Origin of the sequence: Spirosoma soli, assembly GCF_042684525.1 — a bacterium.
GTDB classification, from domain to species: Bacteria; Bacteroidota; Bacteroidia; order Cytophagales; family Spirosomataceae; genus Spirosoma; species Spirosoma soli.
This window is the reverse complement of record NZ_JBHULN010000001.1, coordinates 294,537-315,199: the sequence shown is the minus strand read 5'-3', so window position 1 is coordinate 315,199 and position 20,663 is coordinate 294,537. Positions and strand designations below refer to the sequence as shown.

18 protein-coding genes are annotated in these 20,663 nt (G+C 48.8%); 6 read left to right on the top strand and 12 right to left on the bottom strand.

Annotation, left to right across the window (positions count from 1 at the left end):
- Positions 1-112: 112 nt before the first annotated feature.
- The 8 genes from ACFSUS_RS01245 to ACFSUS_RS01210 form a co-directional block, all read right to left on the bottom strand.
- Positions 113-976 (bottom strand): glycerophosphodiester phosphodiesterase, encoded by an 864-nt coding sequence (locus ACFSUS_RS01245; RefSeq protein WP_381517956.1) that lies wholly within the window; start codon positions 974-976, stop codon positions 113-115.
- Between the two features lie 105 nt (positions 977-1,081).
- Positions 1,082-4,279 (bottom strand): TonB-dependent receptor, encoded by a 3,198-nt coding sequence (locus tag ACFSUS_RS01240; protein WP_381517954.1) that lies wholly within the window; start codon positions 4,277-4,279, stop codon positions 1,082-1,084.
- 297 nt (positions 4,280-4,576) lie between these two features.
- A complete protein-coding gene (locus tag ACFSUS_RS01235) occupies positions 4,577-5,446 on the bottom strand; it encodes a lytic transglycosylase domain-containing protein (protein WP_381517951.1) in 870 nt (289 codons plus the stop codon).
- Between the two features lie 273 nt (positions 5,447-5,719).
- Positions 5,720-5,956: a DUF6713 family protein gene (locus tag ACFSUS_RS01230; protein WP_381517949.1), complete on the bottom strand. Its 237-nt coding sequence runs from the start codon at positions 5,954-5,956 to the stop codon at positions 5,720-5,722.
- On the bottom strand, positions 5,944-6,075 hold the full coding sequence (locus tag ACFSUS_RS01225) for a DUF6713 family protein (protein ID WP_381517947.1): 132 nt from the start codon (positions 6,073-6,075) through the stop codon (positions 5,944-5,946). The genes ACFSUS_RS01230 and ACFSUS_RS01225 overlap by 13 nt, the downstream gene beginning before the upstream one ends.
- 429 nt (positions 6,076-6,504) lie before the next feature.
- Positions 6,505-7,515 carry a Kelch repeat-containing protein gene (locus tag ACFSUS_RS01220; RefSeq protein ID WP_381517944.1) on the bottom strand — a complete coding sequence of 337 codons (1,011 nt, stop codon included), beginning with the start codon at positions 7,513-7,515 and terminating at the stop codon, positions 6,505-6,507.
- Between the two features lie 457 nt (positions 7,516-7,972).
- Positions 7,973-8,395, bottom strand: coding sequence for a KH domain-containing protein (locus ACFSUS_RS01215; protein ID WP_381517941.1), 423 nt, complete (start codon positions 8,393-8,395; stop codon positions 7,973-7,975).
- An 89-nt stretch (positions 8,396-8,484) separates the two neighbouring features.
- Positions 8,485-8,739: a hypothetical protein gene (locus ACFSUS_RS01210; RefSeq protein WP_381517938.1), complete on the bottom strand. Its 255-nt coding sequence runs from the start codon at positions 8,737-8,739 to the stop codon at positions 8,485-8,487.
- Positions 8,740-9,266: 527 nt separating this feature from the next.
- Between ACFSUS_RS01210 and ACFSUS_RS01205 the strand changes: the two genes are divergently transcribed.
- A complete protein-coding gene (locus tag ACFSUS_RS01205) occupies positions 9,267-10,040 on the top strand; it encodes an IS110 family transposase (protein ID WP_381517935.1) in 774 nt (257 codons plus the stop codon).
- A gap of 4 nt (positions 10,041-10,044) precedes the next feature.
- A complete protein-coding gene (locus ACFSUS_RS01200; RefSeq protein ID WP_381517932.1) occupies positions 10,045-10,218 on the top strand; it encodes a transposase in 174 nt (57 codons plus the stop codon).
- 366 nt (positions 10,219-10,584) lie between these two features.
- Here ACFSUS_RS01200 and ACFSUS_RS01195 read toward each other — a convergent pair whose 3' ends face one another.
- On the bottom strand, positions 10,585-11,382 hold the full coding sequence (locus ACFSUS_RS01195) for a zinc ribbon domain-containing protein (RefSeq protein ID WP_381517930.1): 798 nt from the start codon (positions 11,380-11,382) through the stop codon (positions 10,585-10,587).
- Between the two features lie 58 nt (positions 11,383-11,440).
- On the opposite strand from ACFSUS_RS01195, the gene ACFSUS_RS01190 reads away from it, so the two are divergent.
- Positions 11,441-11,914 carry a winged helix-turn-helix domain-containing protein gene (locus ACFSUS_RS01190; RefSeq protein WP_381517927.1) on the top strand — a complete coding sequence of 158 codons (474 nt, stop codon included), beginning with the start codon at positions 11,441-11,443 and terminating at the stop codon, positions 11,912-11,914.
- A gap of 49 nt (positions 11,915-11,963) precedes the next feature.
- Entirely contained in the window at positions 11,964-12,383 is a 420-nt protein-coding gene (locus ACFSUS_RS01185; RefSeq protein WP_381517924.1) for a transposase, read from the top strand.
- Positions 12,384-12,716: 333 nt separating this feature from the next.
- Here ACFSUS_RS01185 and ACFSUS_RS01180 read toward each other — a convergent pair whose 3' ends face one another.
- Positions 12,717-14,660, bottom strand: coding sequence for a Piwi domain-containing protein (locus ACFSUS_RS01180; RefSeq protein ID WP_381517921.1), 1,944 nt, complete (start codon positions 14,658-14,660; stop codon positions 12,717-12,719).
- A gap of 701 nt (positions 14,661-15,361) precedes the next feature.
- On the opposite strand from ACFSUS_RS01180, the gene ACFSUS_RS01175 reads away from it, so the two are divergent.
- A complete protein-coding gene (locus ACFSUS_RS01175) occupies positions 15,362-16,213 on the top strand; it encodes a CvfB family protein (protein WP_381517918.1) in 852 nt (283 codons plus the stop codon).
- Positions 16,214-16,279: 66 nt separating this feature from the next.
- Here ACFSUS_RS01175 and ACFSUS_RS01170 read toward each other — a convergent pair whose 3' ends face one another.
- Together ACFSUS_RS01170 and ACFSUS_RS01165 are read right to left on the bottom strand one after the other, a co-directional pair.
- Complete coding sequence (locus tag ACFSUS_RS01170; RefSeq protein ID WP_381517917.1) at positions 16,280-17,881, bottom strand: hydrolase; 1,602 nt, start codon at positions 17,879-17,881, stop codon at positions 16,280-16,282.
- A 130-nt stretch (positions 17,882-18,011) separates the two neighbouring features.
- The gene (locus ACFSUS_RS01165; RefSeq protein WP_381517914.1) at positions 18,012-18,668 is read right to left on the bottom strand and encodes an outer membrane beta-barrel protein; all 657 of its coding nucleotides are present in this window, start codon (positions 18,666-18,668) and stop codon (positions 18,012-18,014) included.
- Positions 18,669-18,795: 127 nt separating this feature from the next.
- Between ACFSUS_RS01165 and ACFSUS_RS01160 the strand changes: the two genes are divergently transcribed.
- Positions 18,796-20,502, top strand: a complete 1,707-nt coding sequence (locus ACFSUS_RS01160; protein WP_381517911.1) for an IlvD/Edd family dehydratase — start codon at positions 18,796-18,798, stop codon at positions 20,500-20,502.
- The last annotated feature ends 161 nt before the right edge of the window (positions 20,503-20,663 follow it).

Below are 20,663 nucleotides of genomic sequence, written 5' to 3'. Positions count from 1 at the left end.
ATAAGAAGCCGCTTATCAGAAAGATCAACTCTCAACAACAGCCCTTTAAAACGCAAAAGCAGCAGGCCGGGGCACTGCTGCTTTTGCAAATGTAAGCGGTAGTCGAGCCAAATCAGAACAGATTCGGATAGTCGGTAATGATACCATCGACACCCATCGAAATCAGGTTATCAATTTCGGGTTTTGTGTTCACGGTCCAGGGAATAATCGTTAACCCCTGCTGATGGCAGGCTTTGACCGTTTCGGCGGTTACCGTTTTGTAATAGGGGCTGTAAACCTTGGGCTTGAAACCCAGCGTCGTCAGGTTTTCGTCGAGGGTTTTGTTATTAGCCGTCAGGTAAGCAATGACTACATCGGGCGACTGCTTATGAATGAGCTGCAACGGGCGGGCATCAAACGACTGGATGTTTGCCCGTTTGCTCAGGTTCTTGTTGTTAAAAATAGCCATAACTAACTGAACAAATTCTTCCGGAGCGGGGTGATAGACGCCATCCGTCTGCGGACTGGATTTGATCTCAATGTTGAACATCGGCTGGGGCAACCCCTTCGCTTTGGCGTAGGCATCTACCGAGTCGATCAGTTCAGCCAGCAGGGGTTTGTACGCCTTAAATTTCTGCTGCTGCTCGAACTGCGGATGCGGCTTGCTGCCGACGTCAAACTTCTTGATCTCGGCATAGGTCAGCTGGTATAAGTTGATCTTCTTTTGCTCGTCGGCCGAAACGGGGGTGCCGTCTGGTTTCAGCGATATGTCGGCCGCCATGTAGGGATCATGCGAGACAACCACCTGCTTGTCTTTCGAGATCACAACATCCAGTTCCAGCGTTTGAACACCAATGTCCATGGCTTTTTTCATGGCTGGAATGGTGTTTTCGGGCATCAGGCCCCGGCAACCGCGGTGACCCTGTTTATCAAGTTTCGTTTGGGCCAGCACCAACTGTGAGCACAGTAGCAGACTAGAGAGGAATAAGGTACGCATACGATTAAAGTTGTTTGTTGTCATTAAGTGGGCATTCATTGTCATTTGGGGAACCGGTTGATGGAAACAATAAATGACAATGGATGCCCACCTAATGACAGCGTATTAAAAGCTAAGACGGGCACCCAGTTGAATCTGGAACGGATCACCTGTTGGCGTAACAGCCCCCGTATTGTTGACCCGGTACACAAACCGCTGGTTCGCCGTATCGAATCCCGGAATGGCTGGTGTGGTGTTTGTTCGAGGGATACCTATTGCATACAATGCCTGAGAAGCCAGCGACTTGTTGGTGCCCCATGATCGGTTGAACACGTTAGCAACGTTGAACACATCGACCGACAAATCGGCGTAGTACTTTTGAAACAGTTTGAATCGCTTGCTGGCCCGAACATCGAACACACCGTAGAAACCGTTGATGCCACCATTCCGCTCGGCTAATTGCCCCGAGTACTTAACGATATAATCTTTGAGACTCTGGCTAGCGCCTGGGTTATCCAGCAGCGCCTGCAAACCCGTTCTGATGTTTGCTGGCGTGCCGTCACTGTTTCTATCGAAGACATAAGCCAGATCATTCGTTCCTACAAAGTCGGCATTGTTATTAGCGCCCGATAATAAGGAGTACCGAGTGCCGCCCAGCCCTGAATACCGAACGCCTACTGTGATACCCAAAAAGCTGGGCAGTGTACCGTAAACGACGAGTTTATGGCGGAACTGGTTATCCGAATAGCTCATCTTGCTCAGGTCGCGTGGGTCATCTTTTACCGGCAGCGAGAGCGTAGCTGTGTTGGCCACGTTTCCGTTGTAGGACGTATTATCACGGGTGTCGTTCCAGGTGTAGCTTACTGTAATCTCGCCGTCTCTCAGGTACTGATACGTAGCATCGGCAACCACCGCAAACTGGTTCACTTTTCCTTCGCTGTTCAGCTCCAGCACCCGGCCTAGTTTATTGCTGATCCGGCCGAGCTGCCAGTCGCCCAATCCACTAGGTGGCATCGAATTCAGGGGCACATACACTCCGCGGTTATCTTCGTTGGCTAACCGGAAGAAAGGCTCAGCCACCATGTTCCGATCGACGTACATGTAGTTGTTGCGGGCAAAGCTGGCAAAGCCGGTGATACTCGCTCGCAACCGATCGGTTATAAACCGGGTGTATGAGAGGTTGGCTTTGTACAATACCGGTACACGGGCATCGGGTCCGGTTAGGTTAATCGTAGGGACCTGGAAGGCGGGCAGCGTAGGAATGCTGGCGTAGTTACTGCGGTAAGCCGCGAAGTCAGGCGTTGGTACGTTAGCGCCCCGAACGTCCACCGTAGCCAGGTGCTTGCCATCGAAGGTCAGGTTGTTGATGATGGCGTAGTTGTTAATATCCGACGCAAATACGCCCGCTCCTAATCGGATAATGTCCCGGCGCTGCTCGTTAATATCCCAGTTGAACTGCAAACGCGGCTGAAGGATGAACGACTTAAGCTGATTGTCTGTGCGAAGGCCTAACTCATCAAACACGAGTTGGTTTAACGGAGCCTTGGGGTAAAGGGCGTAATCAAAGCGCAGACCGGCAGTCATGTCCAGACCCAAAGCCAGTTTAGTGCTCATTTGTCCATACGCACCAATGTTCCAGGTGTTGCCCCGAACACTCCAGTCGTCCAGCAGCGGAACCTCGCGGTAATACCGGTATGGCTGCTTGTTCTGGAATTGCGTCAGCCCAACCTGGCTTGCTTCGTTGTAATAAAAGCGACCATTCACCTCACTACCATACGTTGAATTCGCCCGGGTGTACATTACGTCTACACCGAACGTAAACTGAGCCTTATTCGTGTTGTAATACAGGTTGTTAATGAGCTGAAATACGTTGTTCTTGAAGCCTTCCTGGGCGAAACGATGGCCACCCATCTGAATGTTGGTCGATATAATGGAGCTGTCCGCAAGTCTCGACGCCACGTTTTCGACAACATTTCGGGGGATGTTGGCCGCTGGTAGCTGGTCACCGGGGCTACTCTTCTGATAGGTGTAGAGGTGCTGGACTTTCAGCTCGTTCGTAACTTTTGGATTCAGGGCCGTACGCAGCGTGGCCAGAAAACTGTTGTCCCAGTTCAGATCGTTGCCGTACGACTCGTAGAGGTTAATCGCCGTGTTATCGGCCAGACCCAATTTATTGCGGTCGCTGGTGAAGTTGTTGCGAACTGTGAGGAGACTTTTAGGACTGACCTGCCAGTCGATTCGGGCGAAGGCCGCATCGGAACCCCGGTTTTTGTCGAACGTACCGAATTGGGGTGTGTTGGCCGTACCATATACACGCCGGGCAATGTCGACGTACTGGTTAAGCGTAGCATTGGTCACGTTGAACCGGCGCTCGTCGGTCGTCGTTTGTACGTCTGCAATGATCAGCGGGCGCGAATCTTGCTGGTGATCCCAAACGACGAAGAAGTGCAGTTTGTCTTTAATGATCGGACCACCCAACGAGAAACCGTACTGGTTGGTCGAGAATGGGTTGTTGCGTTGGTTACCCCGGATGTCATATTGGCTCGACAGCCAGTTGGCCCGCAAGTAATTGAAAATACTACCGCTCAGCTTGTTCGTACCCGCTTTGGTAACCGCACTCACGATACCACCCCCACCACGTCCGTAAACAACGTCGTACTGGTTCGTGATTACCTTGAACTCGCGCACGGCTTCGATGGAGATCGAGTAAGGAGCCCCGCTCCGGCTGGTTGTCGGACCGGCCGAAGTTGGGTTCTTAGCGGTTGTTCCGTCGATGGTGAAGTTGGTTGATGAGCCCAGCTGCCCCGACAGGTTCCCGTTCCGGCCCGCTAACGGCGAAAGGTCCGTCAGTGAGACGAAGTTACGGCCATTGACCGGGAGCGAGGCAATCGACTTGGCCGTTATGGCGGTAGCCGCTCCCAGGATCTCGGTTTTGTTTTTCAGACCGGAAGCGACAACGTCTACCACCTGAAGGGCCTGGCCGTCTTCCTGCATGGGCAGGTTGATCCGAATCGCATCGCCCTGGTTCAGGAAGTAACCGGTTCGCGTCTGTTCACCATAGCCAACAAACGTAACCCGGATGGTATACGGACCTCCCAAGGGAAGTTCTTTAAATAAATATTCCCCCAAAGTCGACGTGATCGTTCCGGTACTAAAACCGGTCGACTCGTTGCGCACGCGAACCGTAGCGCCTGGCAGCGGCTGTTTCTGATTGTCGACGATAACCCCCGAAATGGAGGCCTGTGTAGTTTGAGCAAAAGTACTGTTGAGCGCTAAACAGCCTAGAAGTAGCACTATAGCGTTTAATAATAGATATTTTTTCATGCAGCAGGTTGTGAAATTTCCTGGTGCAAAGAGAGCGCAACTGTGTTAAGCCGATGTTATGTATGTATTATCATTTTATAAAGCTTTTAATCTCTTTATAATCTTTAAAACAAAAACGAGCGTTTTTGGATGCCTCGTTGGCCGTAGTCTGGAGACTACGGCCCAGCGTTATCCGGTCTTTGACCGGAATAGTTGACCGGTACGTTATCAATCAACTAATCCGGTCAAAGACTGCAACGGCAGCCCAGCGGATAACGCCCGAGCATAGTCTCAGGCGATGCCCAACAAAGTCTTGTATTATGCTAAGCCGACGTACTGCAAGCTAGGTCGTAATGACCACTGATAGGCGGTTTGCTGAGCGGGCGACAGGAACAACGAGTAATCATTCGGGCGCGACATAACTTCCTTATAGACCAGCACCCGATACAGATAGTACTGTGTCTCGCGGGGAAGTCGCATCCGATAATAGTCGCGGTGATCGACGCGTTTGAGCTGGGCTTTCAAAAAGTTAGGACCGGCATTATAAGCCGCAGCTACCAACGACCACGACCCAAGTTGATCGTACAGCTTGCGGAGGTACTTACAGGCGGCTTCGGTGGCTTTTTGGGCATTGAACCGTTCATCGATTCGTCCGCTCACTTTAAGACCTAGTTCGCGGGCGGTGCCGGGCATCAATTGCCAGTAACCAGCTGCCCCAGCCCGCGAAACGGCTTTCGGGCGAAGGGCGCTTTCGGCTAAGGGCACGTACCGGAAATCGTCGGGAATGTCATATTTGGCCAGGATTGGGTCAATGACGGGGAAGAAAGCGTCGGCTCGCTCGCGAAGGTTACCCAAGTCGCTGGCGTGGCTGCGAAACAGCGTAAACACATGTTTCCAGCGGTCAACAACGTCGGTTTGATCGAGCGGTAAACATTCACCGCAGAAATCGACGTCGAGCAGTGGCAGGGCAGGAGGGGCACTCTCGGCGGTAGGCATCAGCAACGGCGCGATGCTGGAAGCCGGTCCGTGGGACTGGGTTGCATCAGGGGGCGCTACCCCAGGACGGGATGTTGTATTGTTTTTAGAGAGATTTAACTGAGAAACTGGAAGAGCGGTAAATTGAGCGGCAACCGCGACGACCGGCCGAATGACGGTCATCAGCAAGAAGAATCCAACGCGTTTAAACAAGACTATTTACTGGATGGTTATGAGAGGTTAACGACCCTGGCACTTATATTATTCTCTTCATAATCAACATATTACACAGTATTCGTTTATATGAAAACGGACTGTTATGTGAATGGGGGAGAAAACCAACTGACCCTCAAACGCTTACCGGGTCAATTGGGTAGTTAAAATTTGTCTGGTATATACGTAGAAACGAAATGTTGATTCAAGAGAAGTTTGGGCGTTGCTTAACTGGCGTCCTGCTGCTGAAGAGTCGCCCACGCGGAGCGAGAACTACACTAACAAATCCATTGCTCCGCACAAACCAGCCCCGACGATTAGCAACCACGATATCCAATCCTTAAACTCGTTGCGCTCGTGTTTGAGAAGCAGTAAATGAAGGCCCACATGAATTATCATAAACAGGTCAAATCCTGTGATAAACGTTAGTGTATTCTCCCGACTGGTTAAGTTCACGTATACAAAATAAAACAGTGGAATGTGAGCCAGACAAAAAATTAGGTATCCCACACTCGGTCATTCAACAAGGATAAACCAGGAAATATTCGCCATTCTCGACAGCGAACTGCGTCTAATTCGTGGGTTGTCAAAAATGCAAGTCCGAGATAGAAGAAAATTTCATCAGGCATAAAGTGGGCAATAAAATTCTACATATAGCCAACGTTTGACTTGTCGCCAGCCACTTTGCAAATCTCAACCGTCCCAACCAGGGCGTTTGCACAGTCGTCGGGAGCTGAAAATAGAGACTCGGTGCAGACGATCACCCAACGTCAATAAGGGCTGATAGATGAGGAAGCAACTCCAGATAACGAACGGAACGTCAACCTTTACACTCTCATTTCGGATGTACTGTTAAATTGCAACCCATTGTTTATCAGATATTGTTTAAAAGGGCAATTTGACAGTTCTCCTGGGTTCATTCGCCCGCGAACACGGTGGCGGTTGGGCTGCTTGGCTTCCTGAGGGATGTGCGGCTTGTCGCCAGAGACCAATCCACGCGGAGCAAACTAACAACTTAATTTATACATTGATTAACCTGAGCACTTTAGTAAACAGTTTTACTTTGGCTGAAAGAGCCAAAAACTATTATCGTATCGAAGTAGGTTTGTTTCAGATCCATATCCCGATCCTATTATTGCGCTGCCCCCGATCACCATACTCTGCAACCATACCGACCCTACACCCGGATAGTCTTCTATTTGAGTCCATTCATCGGTTGTCGGATTGTACTTCCAAAATTCTTTAAAATACTGAAAAGTGCTCCCCCTTCTGTAACCTCCACCACAATAACCGTATCCGTTTAGACTAAAACTTGTTGGAAGTATACGGGGTTGACCAGGAAAGTCTTTTTTCCTGCTCCAAATATCTGTTATAGGGTCATATTCATACACTCGTTTGTTCTGCTCGATATCGGGATCGCCTAAGAAAACATATCCCTTATTATTTAGCGAGAACGCGCCACTGAACAGGCCTATAGGACAAGCTGCTCGTTTCCGGAAAGAGTAGGTTACTGGGTCAAACTCAAGACACTCACTAATAGTCAAGATATAAGCCTTATTATTTATAACAAAAGCCGTAGCGTACCGTAATCCAGAAATTGAGTTAAAGCTAGCAACTTTACGCCATGTATTGGTATTTGGATTGTATTCCCAAACGTCGTCGTAATACATAAAATCACAAAGCCCACCATTGGTGGGACAAGATGTTGAGTAGCCAAAAGCAATATATCCTCGTCCGTTTATAGAAAATGAAGTTGCTCCACTACGTTTACTTCCCTGAAAGTCAGTTATACGACGCCAAACGTTAGTGGTGCTGTTAAACTCCCAAAAATCATTATTATATGTTGCATTTGCATTATAGCGACCGTCGTTGTTTCCAAAACCTAAACCGAAGTAAGCGTTAGTCCCAATGCTGAACGATGACGCTTCCTCACGATATACATTAGGGATGGCGGGAAGTTGACTCCAAGTCAGGGGAGTCGGTGTGGAATTATGATCTTTACATGCTGTTAACAGAATGATGATAACTAACAAGATAGACGGTGTTACTGTGATTGATTGTTTCATCATATACTGTGTTGCGATTTTAAAACACTTTGTTAGTATTAGATATCGCCGAGCATAACCTGATTTGTAAGCCTAACTTGCCTAACTGGGGCGTATGCTTTGTCGCCCGAAATTCAGAAATAAAAGCCTAAACACTACCCTATCGAGACGAGTGGCCTGTCACGAGACGAGTGGCCTGTCACAAGAACGCTGGCACTCGCGCATTGCTTGGATGCTTCACCCAACGACCCTGAGTGCTTATGGCCTTGCAAGACACTTAAAACTACGCACGGACCTGCTGCCTTTACACACTCAGCAGAATGTATGCAATGTTTTTAACGCACTGGTAATCAACAGGGAAAGGCATCACATTTTCGGGGGTTCGTTCGTCCGCGAACACAGTGGATGTTGGGCTGAAAACTTTACGAAGGGGCGTGCTGCCTGTCGCCCGGCAGCCGCCCACGCGGAGCGAGAAACCCTGTTAGCTTTCTTTTTCAAAGAACAGGTAAATATAAATAGCGGCTCCAAAATTAGTGGAGGTAGTGGAGGCTAATCGGTAGCCTTGAGCCGTGTATTCGTCCAGCTTTTGCTGAATTTCTTCTTTCGACTTCTTGACGATGTGTTCCGAGTCCAGCGTTAATTTGGAGTAATAAATCAGGGCTTCAACTTTGCACTCTTTCATTGATTTACGATTTTGTTTTGAAACTGACTTAACCGGGGCATTCGCATTGTCGCCCGAAACCCCAAAATGACGACCCCAACCCAACTCAGGCGTTCGGCTTGTCGACCGAAACACCGAAATGGAAGCCCAAACTTGCCCATGCGGGGCGTTCACACTGTCGCACGAAACGGCTTGTTGCGGCACCCAACGACCCAGGGGCTGATGACGAGCATAGCGAGACATGTACACCCCCTGTCCGTTGGGCTGCCGCTTTCCTTTGGGGGCGACCAACCTGTCGCACGAGGCCAACCCAGGTGGAGCTAAAGACCCCCTTATTGATGAGCTTCTTTACGACTGATCGCAGCCTTTAGGGCTTTCTTGTTTTGTTCATGTCGGTAGCCAATAAACAGGGCAACCGCTAACAGACCAACAGTGAAAATAAACTTGCCAGAAGTAGCTGTCCAAACGGCTACGCCTATCAGCATACCGATAACAAAAGCTATTGCAGTGGCCCCTGATTTCATCTTCTTATCTTCTGCCACTAACTCATCCTGTGTGAGTTTAGAGTAATCTTTAGTTGCGACCATATTAAGGTGTAAAACTACTGATGCTACAAATATAGACTTCCCTTTCGGGGCGTTCGCCTTGTTGCCAAGATGCTGCCCCGTAAATCCAAACCTGCCCAACCGGGGTGTTTCTCATGTTAACCGCAACCCGCCGAACAAGCAAAAAGCCTGACCTCTGCGGCCCGCTTCCTGTCACCCGAACGCTGGACGTGGAAGCTAAAACTTGACCCCTGTGACGCGCTACCTGTCGCCAAGACGCTGATTTGCAAACACTTTATGGACACGCACCCAACGCCCATATCTTCGCTCTCAAGAAAGTGAACCAAAAAAGTACAACTTTACCTAAAGCCATTGGTAGATCGAAAAAGCGTGAACCCAACGCAAATGCTTCCTTCGGGGATGACATAGTTCGTGGGGCGTGGCCCGGCCTACTTCTTTCTAAAACTTAACAGTACCCAATCGTGTGGCTCTGCTGCAACGAAGAATTATGTGCTAAATTCAGAAAGAGTAATGGCATAATCAATCTCTTATCTTAAACTTTTTATGCGATGCAAGCCGTATTTAGTGCCGTAAAGTATGGAGTAGGCGTTGACATGGGCAAGGACAAATTTTATGCCTCTCTAAGTGCCATCGATCAGGGAGGGCGCATCAAAATTAAAGCCACCCATAGCTTTGCGAACACTGCCAAAGGCATCACCGAGTTTCACCGCTGGGTTGACCACCATGCCAAAGAAAAGCGCCTGCCGCTTTACTATCTGATGGAAGCCACAGGCGTCTACTATGAGCCGTTGGCCCTGTCGTTGCATCAGCGTGGAGCGCATGTTTGTGTGGTGCTGCCCCAGAAAGCCAAGCATTACCTTAAGGCCCTAGGCCTGAAAACTAAGACCGATGGGGTGGATGCTCAAGGGCTGGCAACGATGGCCTGTCAACAGTGGCTTGAGGCCTGGCAACCCCTTAGCGAAGCCATGTATAAACTACGTCAGTTGACTCGTCAGCAGATTCATTTACAAGAAGTTAAAACCCAGATGGGTAATCAGTTGATGAATTTGGAGTTAAGTATCTATACCTCCCCAGAGGTTAAAAAGCAACTGACTAAACTCATTCATGAGTTGGAGAAACAAATTACCGAATGCGAAAAATTAATCGCCAAAGCCGTTAATGATAACCCGGAGTGGAAGCGCAAAGTGGAACAGATCTGCGCCATCAAGGGAGTGGGGTTACTCACCGTGGCCAATCTGATCACTGAGACAAATGAGTTTACCTTGTTCGAGAATCAACCGCAACGGCGGACCGTGCCAGTTGGTCAGCTACGCGGGGTATGACGTAGTGGAAAATCAGAGCGGCAAACGAGTGGGCAAGACGCGGATCAGCAAGCGGGGCAATCACCGGATACGGCGGGGTTTACACATGTCGGCTCTGATGGTGGTTCGTTATGAACAGAAGCCCTTTGTGGGCCTCTACGAGCGGGTCTTTGAGCGTACCGTACTAAAGTCAAAATGAAGGGGTATGTAGCAGTACAGCGCAAGTTGCTGACAGTGATCTATGCGTTATGGAAAAAGGAGGAGAAATACGACGGAGCTTTTGTGAGTGTGGGACAAAAAAAAGTAGCCCCCTCTGCTGGGGCTACACAGCATCGGCCACAAGTGGACGTGCTTGAGAAGGCGAATATAGAAGAGTTAGTCGACTCTTGAAAAAATTATAGCGTTTTTCTTGCTTTCAAAGACAGTACCACGCGAGGGCTGATGGATACCGCAAGATGGAGCAAACGCAGGGACATCGCTACCTTTACACCCTCGCTTTTGTTGGGCTAGGAGGACGCAGTGCGTACAAATGATTCTTGTCCCCCGACAACATGGAGCAGCAGAGCTAAAACTGTATAGATGTTTTATTAGTAAAGTCTTTGCCCTTGTTTTTATTGACCGCGAAATCTATTGTTATACCTATGACAAGAGCCACGAGCATAAATGAGATCATCCCAAGTATATAGGCCACAAAGGCTTTGAGATAGTTTGTCTTGCGTTGCTTATCGTAAAATTGTCCGATTGCCCAACTGGCATAAATAATAAAGATAAAAGAACCGACCTGCATGAGTGAAGTCTTCGTCAGCTTTTCGAGAATGGCGAACACAGCTAAAACCAGCATTCCCATGCCCATCACAAAACAGAGCGCAATAAGAATTTCAAAAAAGTTGTAGTCAAATTTTCGGAAAAGTAGCTTCAGCCAAAGAGCAATAAATGCTCCCATTAAGAGATTGCCATACCCGTAATGTGATTGAATCCATTTGAAGATGCTCCCGGTTATGGATGGGTTTTGTTCGCTAAATTTGACATAGCCATCTTCAATGTGTAGAACGCTACTAATGAGAGAATAAATAGCCGACGTGACGATGATAAAAATAATCGGCTTTACCAACCGATTCCGATCTTCAACAAAAAAACCCTTAATTGCTTGTCCTGGGGTGAGTAGCAAAGATTTGACGGTGTAAAGGATGCCGCGTTCAAAGTGTAAAACATGCTCGATCTCATGGATGATGTAATGCCCGTTGATTCGTTTTAAGGTCGCGGGTTGTCCACAGCGCGAGCAGAAATTCTCATCAACTTTATTGCCACAGTTGCGACAGTCTGTCACCGTTTCGGTAAGGGGCTGAGTTGAGTATGTGTCCATGCCAAGAGGTACTATTGATGTGTGAGTAGGTTTGTAAAGGTTGATTCTTTTGTAATCTATGACCACTTATACACCGTCGGACTACGAGCTATTGCGTCGGCGATGCGCTCACTTAAAAGATCAGGGTTGGAAGCAAGCTACCATTGCCCAGGCCTTGGGCCTGACGGAAGGTTGGGTCAGTCGAACCCTGAAGAAATACCGTCAAGAAGGGCAAGCCGCTTTAGCTTGGCGCAAACCCCATGGTCCTGCCTGCCGCTTGACCGATGAGCAGTTGGCTCAGTTAGTGGAGGAGCTAAATAAAGGAGCAGAAGCGCACGGATTTCCGGGCCAGATTTGGACCCGCCCTCGGGTGAACCAAGTCATCAAAAAGCTCTTTGGTGTGAGTTATGATGTTTCCCAGGTAGGGCGTTTGTTAAAGAAACTGGAATGGAGTCGGCAAAAGCCTCAACCCAAAGCCCGTCAGCAGGACCTACAGCGGGTCGAGCAATGGCGAGCCGAACGCTTGCCCGAGCTCAAAAAAAGCCCAAACTGAAGGGCGCGTCATCCTGTATGTGGATGAATCGGCCTGTTACTTGTTGCCTATGTTAGGACTGACCTGGGCTCCCCGGGGCCAAACACCAATTTTGCAGCAGCAGGCCGGTCGCGACCACCTCAGTCTGATTGCGGCCATTGCTCCTAACGGTCGGATCTACCTGGCTGGTCAAGACCGTTCGTTTACGGGTGAAGATATCGCGTGGTTTTTGAGTAAACTCTGTGGGCGTTACCGCAAGCGGGACTTGCTAATCGTTTGGGACGGAGCACCAATTCATCGTGGTGAAGCGGTAAAAGCCTTCTTGAGCGAGCGGCCTGGCCGCGTTCATTTGGAATGTTTACCGGCCTACAGCCCAGATCGGACCGCCGAAGCGGCTAAACCCGACAGAACTGGTCTGGAATCAGCTCAAGGGAGGGCTAAAGAACCGGGTATTTCTTTGTTTGACAGACTTAACAGTGGCCGTGATTGAACAGGTCCGTTTGTTAGACAAGGACCGTAAGTTAGTGCAGGCGTTCTTCTGGAAGAAGGAAGTGGCTTTCTTTACAGACTAATTCACGCATCAATAAGTAAAAAAATTGTGGTAATATATGTAAAAAAAACGCTGTCTCAAGTACGTTACCCTGTCACACGAAACGCGGTATACGAAAACGGCTTAGACAGCACCCAACGGCTCCGTGTGGTGATGACGACCGTAGGGAGACATTTACACACACGGGCGGTTGGGTTGTCAAACCTCGACTTTGCGGCCTGCAACCTGTTGCACACAAGCCAGCCATGCGGAGCGTAATGTACTTTTGCAAAGCTATCCCAAATTTGAAGATATATGAGTCACGGTACTCGTACTGACAATATTGTTTGCCTTCAAAGTAGTAGCAGGTAGCCTTGTGGAATTATACAAACCATTAGTATATATTTTAGTGAACCAATATATTTGAAAAAGTATATTTTCAAAATCGCTTTGCCCGAGTTTATATTTGATAATTATAGGATTGATAATTCTCCCTTGCTCTTCTACTTGTGTATTAGTTACCATAATTGCATATTTTTGATGTGTAAGCACCCATGCTTCACCAGATTGCCAATTGATGTATGATTTACTGCTACTATCATATTTTGCAATTACGGGATACCCTGATTTAATGACTTCAACAATATCTACACAGTCTATATCAAACAACTCTGAAATTTTGGTCAAAATATTATCAATGTCATATTTATGCAATTTTCCATCTCGATGTATTATTAGCTTGTTTGGTAAAGGAAGTTTTTTCTTTTTTAGAAAAGTTAAGATGTCTTTTAAAGGACGTTCAATGGCATCTACGGTTAATGCTTCATTCCTCGGTATATTTTTGTTTACACTTTTTTTAATTATAACTCCCTGATAGCTAAATAAAACCATTGCAAGATTAGAAGTTTTCTGTCCTTCTTGTGTGGAATGGCCCAAGTCAATTCCAAGAAAATACGTTGTGTTAGGTTCTTTTGTGCTTCTAATAACACTTAATATCCCACCCAACTTTTCAATACATTTAACTACAAAATTCGACATTTGGTACTTATCCTGACGACCCAAATAAATTTGAGTTTGAATTCCCAGTTTTTGTAAAGACTTTAATTCAGTTTTGGGCAGTTTAAATTCAGTAAAAACTATAATCAAGAGGTTCTCTTTATACTTGGTTCTCAAGGATTTAATAAAATCTATAAATGAATTTTCCTCCGGTTGCAGTTGAATAGGTTGTAAAATTTGTATATCGGCTCCGCCTTGGTTAAACACTCCAAACAATTCTTCAAACATATTAAGTTTAATATTGCTTCCGGCATAGACTGGCAAAATACATTTGCCGTTGACCGGCTGAAAAACACCTTTGTAAAAAGCAGCCTTATGCTCTTTACAGGCAAAGTTACCCCCTATTAGTAGGTTAGACTGGTTAGAATATATATTCGTGTCAATTTTAGTGAACTCTTTAGTACTGGAAAACTCAATAAAATCAGGCAGTTTAACCTTCTGCATTACTTCTCTCAAAAAATGCAAAGACTTGTTAATTTCTTTTACTGTGCATTCAGTAATTTTTGCAAAAATCTCAGGTGAAAAAGTGGCTAAAAAGTGATAGTCAAAAGTCCCCACGTATTTACCACCAGAAGTTAGTTGTGTGATCCTGTCAAAATCTTCAATTATTCTGAACTTTCTACTTTTAAACTTATCTAAGGAAATTACATTGATTTCTAGGTCACCCACGTTTGAAGTAACCAATGCAGTTTTGAGATTATTTAAGTAAACCGATGTTAATTGTGTATTACTAACAATTTTTGAAACAGGCAAAAAATGAATCAAAAAAACTCCGTCAGTAAAGACTTCTATATTAAACTCGAATGCTTTAAGAAGTTTGAAGGGTAAAAAATTTACACCTTCAACTACAAAGGTGTTATAGTTTAGGAATTGCTTGTAAAAAGAGGACAAGTTTGTTCTTAATAAATGACCGAGGTAAGAAGAAATCTTGGTAGTATTAGCAAAAGGTGGTGCTATGTAAACCGATTGCAAATGTTCGTACTGAGAGTTGGATTTGGATTGAAGAGGTTGCAAAAGTGTGAAATAATCTTCTGCTAATTCGTACAAGCATTGATGCTCTAACCAACTTATAAATTTATTCCGCTTATCAGAATTAGTCTTATATTCTTCTGAAAAAGCATATTTATGAATAGAAATCTGATTTAAGATTCCTGTTTTGCTCGTAACAATAGGAACTACCACAAAAGGTCGCTTTTAACGCTGATAATAATCAAATAAACACAGATTCGAGCAATTTATACTTATAGGCTGTTGCCGAACTTTTGTAACAGATTTTGTCAAAACCCGAATTCCGGGGCGTGCTACCTGTCGCCAAGATGTCGGCCTACAAACCTAAACTTGCCTAACGGGGGCGTTTGGTCTGTCGATCTCAACCCGCCTAATCAACAAAATCCTGACCTCTGGGGCGTTTGGCTTATCAGCCGGAACCCGCCCCGCAAGCCCAAAGCTGCCCTAACGAGCCGTGCAACTTGTCGCCAAGACGCTGGCACATAGGTAATTTTTTGGACTGCACCCAACATATACAAGTACGCAGATTGGCGGAACTGAAACTTATTGATATTGAAACTTTTATAGTTCTTCACAGCGCTGATTTATTCCGCTTATTTCTTGCGCAACCAGTGACCCAGATGTAAAGATGTGAAACTTATTAACTGCGAATCAACGAAATGAGTAAACGGTAGGCCACACTTTATGAAGCCGATTTTGTCTGGCTTACAATGGCCATAAGTCGCCTTCTAATGGGTCGGCTGTGCATGGCAATTGGATTGTTCGTAAGTCCAGAATCCGTCATTTTTCTTTAACGGGTCGCATCTCCGGGTAAAAATCCGACCTTTGTTAAGCAGTTTCCCGCTTCGTGCTAATGGGCGGATCTGTACCTACTCATGATTGACATCGGACGAATCAATACCTTAACGGCGCTACGCGAGACCAGCGTCGGCTTTTTCCTCGGCGACCTCTCCGACCGCAGAAGCCAGAGCTATGACAACGACATCCTGCTTCCGTTCAAATACGTACCTAATGGCCTGAGTGTCGACGATCAGATCGATGTGTTTGTCTACACCGACTCCGAAGATCGGCCCATCGCCACCACACTCACTCCCGCCATTCAGTGCGACGAATTTGCGTCGTTACAGGTCGTGGCTGTTACCAGTGCGGGCGCGTTTCTGGACTGGGGGCTCGAAAAGGATTTGCTGGTGCCCCACCGCGAGCAGAGTCGCCCGATGGAAGTGGGGCAGTGGTACGTCGTGTTCATGTACCTCGACAAAGAAACGAACCGACTGGTAGCCTCGAGCAAAGTCAACCGGTTTCTGGACCCTGACGTTCGTGATTTGTTCGTTGGCGAAGAGGTGCAGTTACTGGCCTACGAAACAACCGATCTGGGCGTAAACGTCATTATCAATAACCGCTACAAGGGTTTGGTCTACGGCAACGAAATCTTCCGCACAGTTCGGCCCGGTGATCCGCTGATTGGCTATATCAAGCACATCCGCGACGACAACCGGGTGGACGTGAGCCTGCAAAAACCCGGTTTCGAGAACGTAGAACCCAACGCCCGACGCATTCTGGCTACGTTGAAAGCCGAGAATGGGTTCCTGCCCTTAACTGACAACAGCCCACCAGAGGAGATTTACAAAACGCTCGAAATGAGCAAGAAGACCTTTAAAAAGGCCGTTGGTACGCTATACCGGGAACGGAAAATCGCGCTCGAAGAAAACGGAATTCGATTGGTGTAAAGGTGTCAAAAAAGAGAGGGAACCGAGACCGGTTCCCTCTGGAAAGACAGTCGCAAGTGGTCGCTATTACTGAAGCTTAGCTAACCACAGCGAAGCATTGATGTGCAGGGCTGGATGTGATGTATAGCCCGATGGTGCATCACCCGACCAACCATTGAAGAGGTTATCACCGGTATCGCCCGTGCCGTCATCGGAAGGTGAACTGTCGCCGACGAACACGATTCGGCCACTGCCGTAGGTCGACAGCAACGCCATCACGCCCGATGTGCTGCCAACCGTGCTGCTCGTTCGCCAGAAAAGCCCCTGAACGGTTGTGTTGTTGGTCGGATACAGCGTGGCCGAGGTGCCCGCGTAGAAGGCCAGCTTCGAGGACGTTCCCGCTACGCCGTTCAACACTTTCTGGGCGTTCGTGTTGCTACCGGTGTACACCTTAGTCGTCGGTTGCTCGTCGATGTCTACGTAATCGACAGTAAAGCCAAACGGGCGATTGTTGTTAATGCCGTTGTTCGACATCAGGTCGTTCCAGACTCTTGGTGAATCGGCACCGTCGCCGTCCCGGTCCGAAGGCAGGTAGCCGTTCGGGTCAGTACCCGTCAGCGAAGGGGCCGTATGGTCGGCAATCATCATCAGACCGCCACCGTTCGATACGAAGTTCATAATGGCCGTCTTCTCAGAAGCCGTAAACAAGCGGTTGGGCTCAATCACAACAAACACATCGTAGTTGCTCAGGTCCTGCACATTGCTCGCATTGCCGTAGGTGATGGCTGTGCCATTGGGCAGCGACTCAACCAAATTACCCCGTTTTACTAACTCAACTGCCCAAGCCGACATACCACCTTTCCAGTAGGTTTCGGGGGTTGATGAGGTAATGCCCGTGTACGATGGCGTTGGGTAACGCTGGGCGCGGGTTTCGGTAGTTGTACCACCGGTGTACGTCGGCACCGACTCCGTTCCATCGGCATCAATCTGCCAGTCGGCATTGCCTGCATTCTCGCGTTTGCTGGCATCGAACAAAAACTTCTTACCGGTAGCTGTCGGCGGAGGATCGCCACCACCGGCGTAATCATTGATAACAAGATCATCAATGTTGATGCGGTTGGTTGAGCCCGACACTTTGCGAACTTCCAGCCGCACCGAGCCCGAAACGTTCAGCGTGAAGATTTGGGTTTGAAGCGAAGCGGTTGTCGTGATGTTGGTGCCCGACTGCGTCCAGCTGCTGCCTCCATTGGTTGAATACCAAAGGCCCCACTGGCTGGCGGCATCGGTGCCATAAGTCGCGTGTTTGACCGTAACCGTGCTGGCTCCCGATGTAACGTCGAATAGCATGGTGATTTTACCGGTATTACGAATCCTGGCCGACCAGGAACCAACTTTCTTGTCACCACTTAAATTACCAATTACCGCGTCGTAAACGTTCCAGGATTTGGCTTGCAGCGTTACGTTATCGCCACCGGATGACCCCGTCGGTGCCACATCGTAGGCTGTCTTGGGGCTGCTCGAACCGACCTCGAACCCTTCTGACAGCGTAACGGCCTGGGCGCGAGCCGAGCGGAGGGGATTGTTGGTCTCAAAAGGAGTAAGATCGTTTGCCGATTGGCAACCCATCAGCAGGGAGCCAATCAGAAGACAGGTGAACTGGGTGTGCTTTAAGCCTTTAAAGCTGAACATAAGAAGTATAGGATTGCGATAAAACGTTAACCACCGCAAAGGTCATACGCCTGCTTTCAGGATGTATTCTTCAGTATGTTATGATTCTATTATGATATGAGTGGCAAATGACAGGACATCTGAGTACGTGTCAGAACGTATAAACGAGCTGCGTTTGCCCGTTAAGCTGGTAGGAAACAAACCGCTCGTAGGTTCGATTGGGCCGAAACCGGTACAAGAGCATCGGCTGCACAATCACTGAAAAGTGGTTATTGATCCGGTAGGTCACGCCAGCACCGAGTACGGCACGATACGTAGCACTGCTGGCAAATAGAATGCTTTCGTCAGTATTGGGGGCTAAAACATTGATCAGCCGCGTTGGCTGCGCCTGGTTGATTAACCCGCCAACGGTGAAATAAGGAGCCAGCCGCGTAGTGAACGGTTTGTAGTTGAACAACACCGGAATCTTCAGCGACGACATAATGATTTTGGCGTCGGCGCTGACCGGACTAGGGTCGGGTTTTGTTTGGGTAAGCCGATCATACCAAAGCCCGGTTGAGAGCGACCACTCCCGGCTAAACCGGTACGAAGCCATCGCGCCAACCGAAACACCGAAGAAGGCCGATTCGCTGGTGAGGGTAGTTGGCACGAACTGCCCATTGGTTCCCGGTATAAGCACAGTACCCGTAAAATCAGTGTAACTATAAGCGGGTGCGCCCGTCACCGAGATCGAAAATCGACGCTGTGCATGCGCCTGTAATGAGAATAAACTAATGATACTGAGTACGCTGCAAAGTAGAATTTTCATAACCGGGCGATTTGACTGGCGAACCTATGCTCATAACGTATAAATAGCGGTAGATTGCCCGGCTTGTCGGCTTTTTTACGTACTGATTACTCTATCTCACTGGCGGTTGCCAATTGCTGTATAAAAAATGCCCCTTCGTTCTCAAGATTGGTTTGGCCGCACCGGTAAAGACGGCTTTATTTATCGTGCCTGGATGAAAAACCAGGGGTTCCCGCACCACGAGTTTGAAGGGAAGCCCGTTATTGGAATCTGTAATACCTGGTCGGAGCTAACGCCCTGCAATGCTCACTTCCGCGAATTGGCCGAAGCCATCAAGCGAGGGGTGTGGGAAGCGGGGGGCTTTCCGCTGGAGTTTCCGGTCATGTCGCTTGGCGAGTGCCAGATTAAACCCACGGCCATGCTGTTCCGCAACCTCGCCAGCATGGATGTGGAAGAAAGCATCCGGGGGAATTCGCTCGATGCCGTTATCCTGATGTGCGGTTGCGACAAAACAACGCCTTCGCTCGTCATGGGGGCTTGTAGCGTCGATATCCCCACAATGGTTGTGTCGGGCGGACCCATGCTGGCCGGGCGGTTTCAGGGCCGTAAGATTGGCACGAGCGACTTGTGGCGATTTGCCGAAGACTATAAAATGGGGCTGATGTCGCAGGCGGAGTTTGTCGCAGCCGAAGCCAGCATGGCGCGTAGCCAGGGGCATTGCGCCGTTATGGGTACGGCCTCTACCATGGCTGCGATGGTTGAGTCACTGGGTTTGGCATTGCCCGACAACGCCACAATTCCGGCGGCCGATTCGCGCCGGAAAGTGCTCGCTCACCTGACGGGTATGCGGGCCGTTGAGCTGGTGCGCGAGGGCGTAACGCCGTCACAGCTGCTGACCCGTCAGGCGTTCGAGAATGCCATCATGATCAACGCGGCTCTGGGGGGCTCCACGAACTTCATCTTGCACCTGACGGCCATTGCCGGTCGCGTAGGCGTTGAGCTAACGCTCGATGATTTTGACCGGATCTCGGCCAGGATTCCACTATTGACCAATCTTCAGCCCTCGGGTGAGCATTTCGTTGAGGACTTGTTTTACGCCGGCGGATTGCCTGCGGTAATCCGCGAACTCCGCCAATACCTGCATAACGATGTCTTGACAGTCAATGGCCGTACGATTGGCGAGAACTGCGCCGAAGCCCAATGTTACGATCCGGCTGTAATCGCGACGGTCGATCAGCCGTTTAAGCCAGAATCCGGGGTGGCTGTCTTGCGGGGCAATCTCTGTCCCAACGGAGCCGTGCTGAAACCTTCGGCCGCTACGCCCGCCCTGATGCAACATACCGGTCGTGCGGTCGTCTTCGAAAATATCGACGATTATAAAGCACGCATCGACGATCCTGACCTGGATGTTGACCCGAGCTGCGTATTAGTCCTGAAAAATGTTGGTCCCAAGGGCTATCCTGGTATGCCCGAAGTAGGCAATATGCAGTTACCCGCCAAGGTGCTGGCCCTCGGCGTTCACGACATGGTTCGTATTTCGGACGGACGAATGAGCGGTACCGGCTTTGGAACGGTCGTGCTACACGTATCGCCCGAAGCGGCCGTAGGTGGCAATCTCGCCCTTGTGCAAAACGGCGACCTCATTACCCTCGACGTCGAAAACCGGAGCCTGCACCTGCACGTCTCCGACGAAGAGCTAGCCGGTCGGCTGGTTCATTTCAAACCGATTGATCTGGGTTATTCGCGGGGCTACGTCAATTTATATATCCGCCACGTGACCCAGGCGCACGAAGGCGCTGATTTCGATTTCCTGAGGGGTGGCTCGGGCAGCGAGGTGAAGCGGGATTCGCATTGATGTTTTGTTTATGGCAAGCGTTTCATGGTCTAGTACGTTGGGCCACCGTTGGGCAGTACGTATTCAGCTATTGTTCGGAACTCGTGCTTCTTATAAAAAAACGTAGGTGCCCGCGCCCAGCCTGTTCACCACTTCTCCCACGCCTTTCGCAAACATTTTGG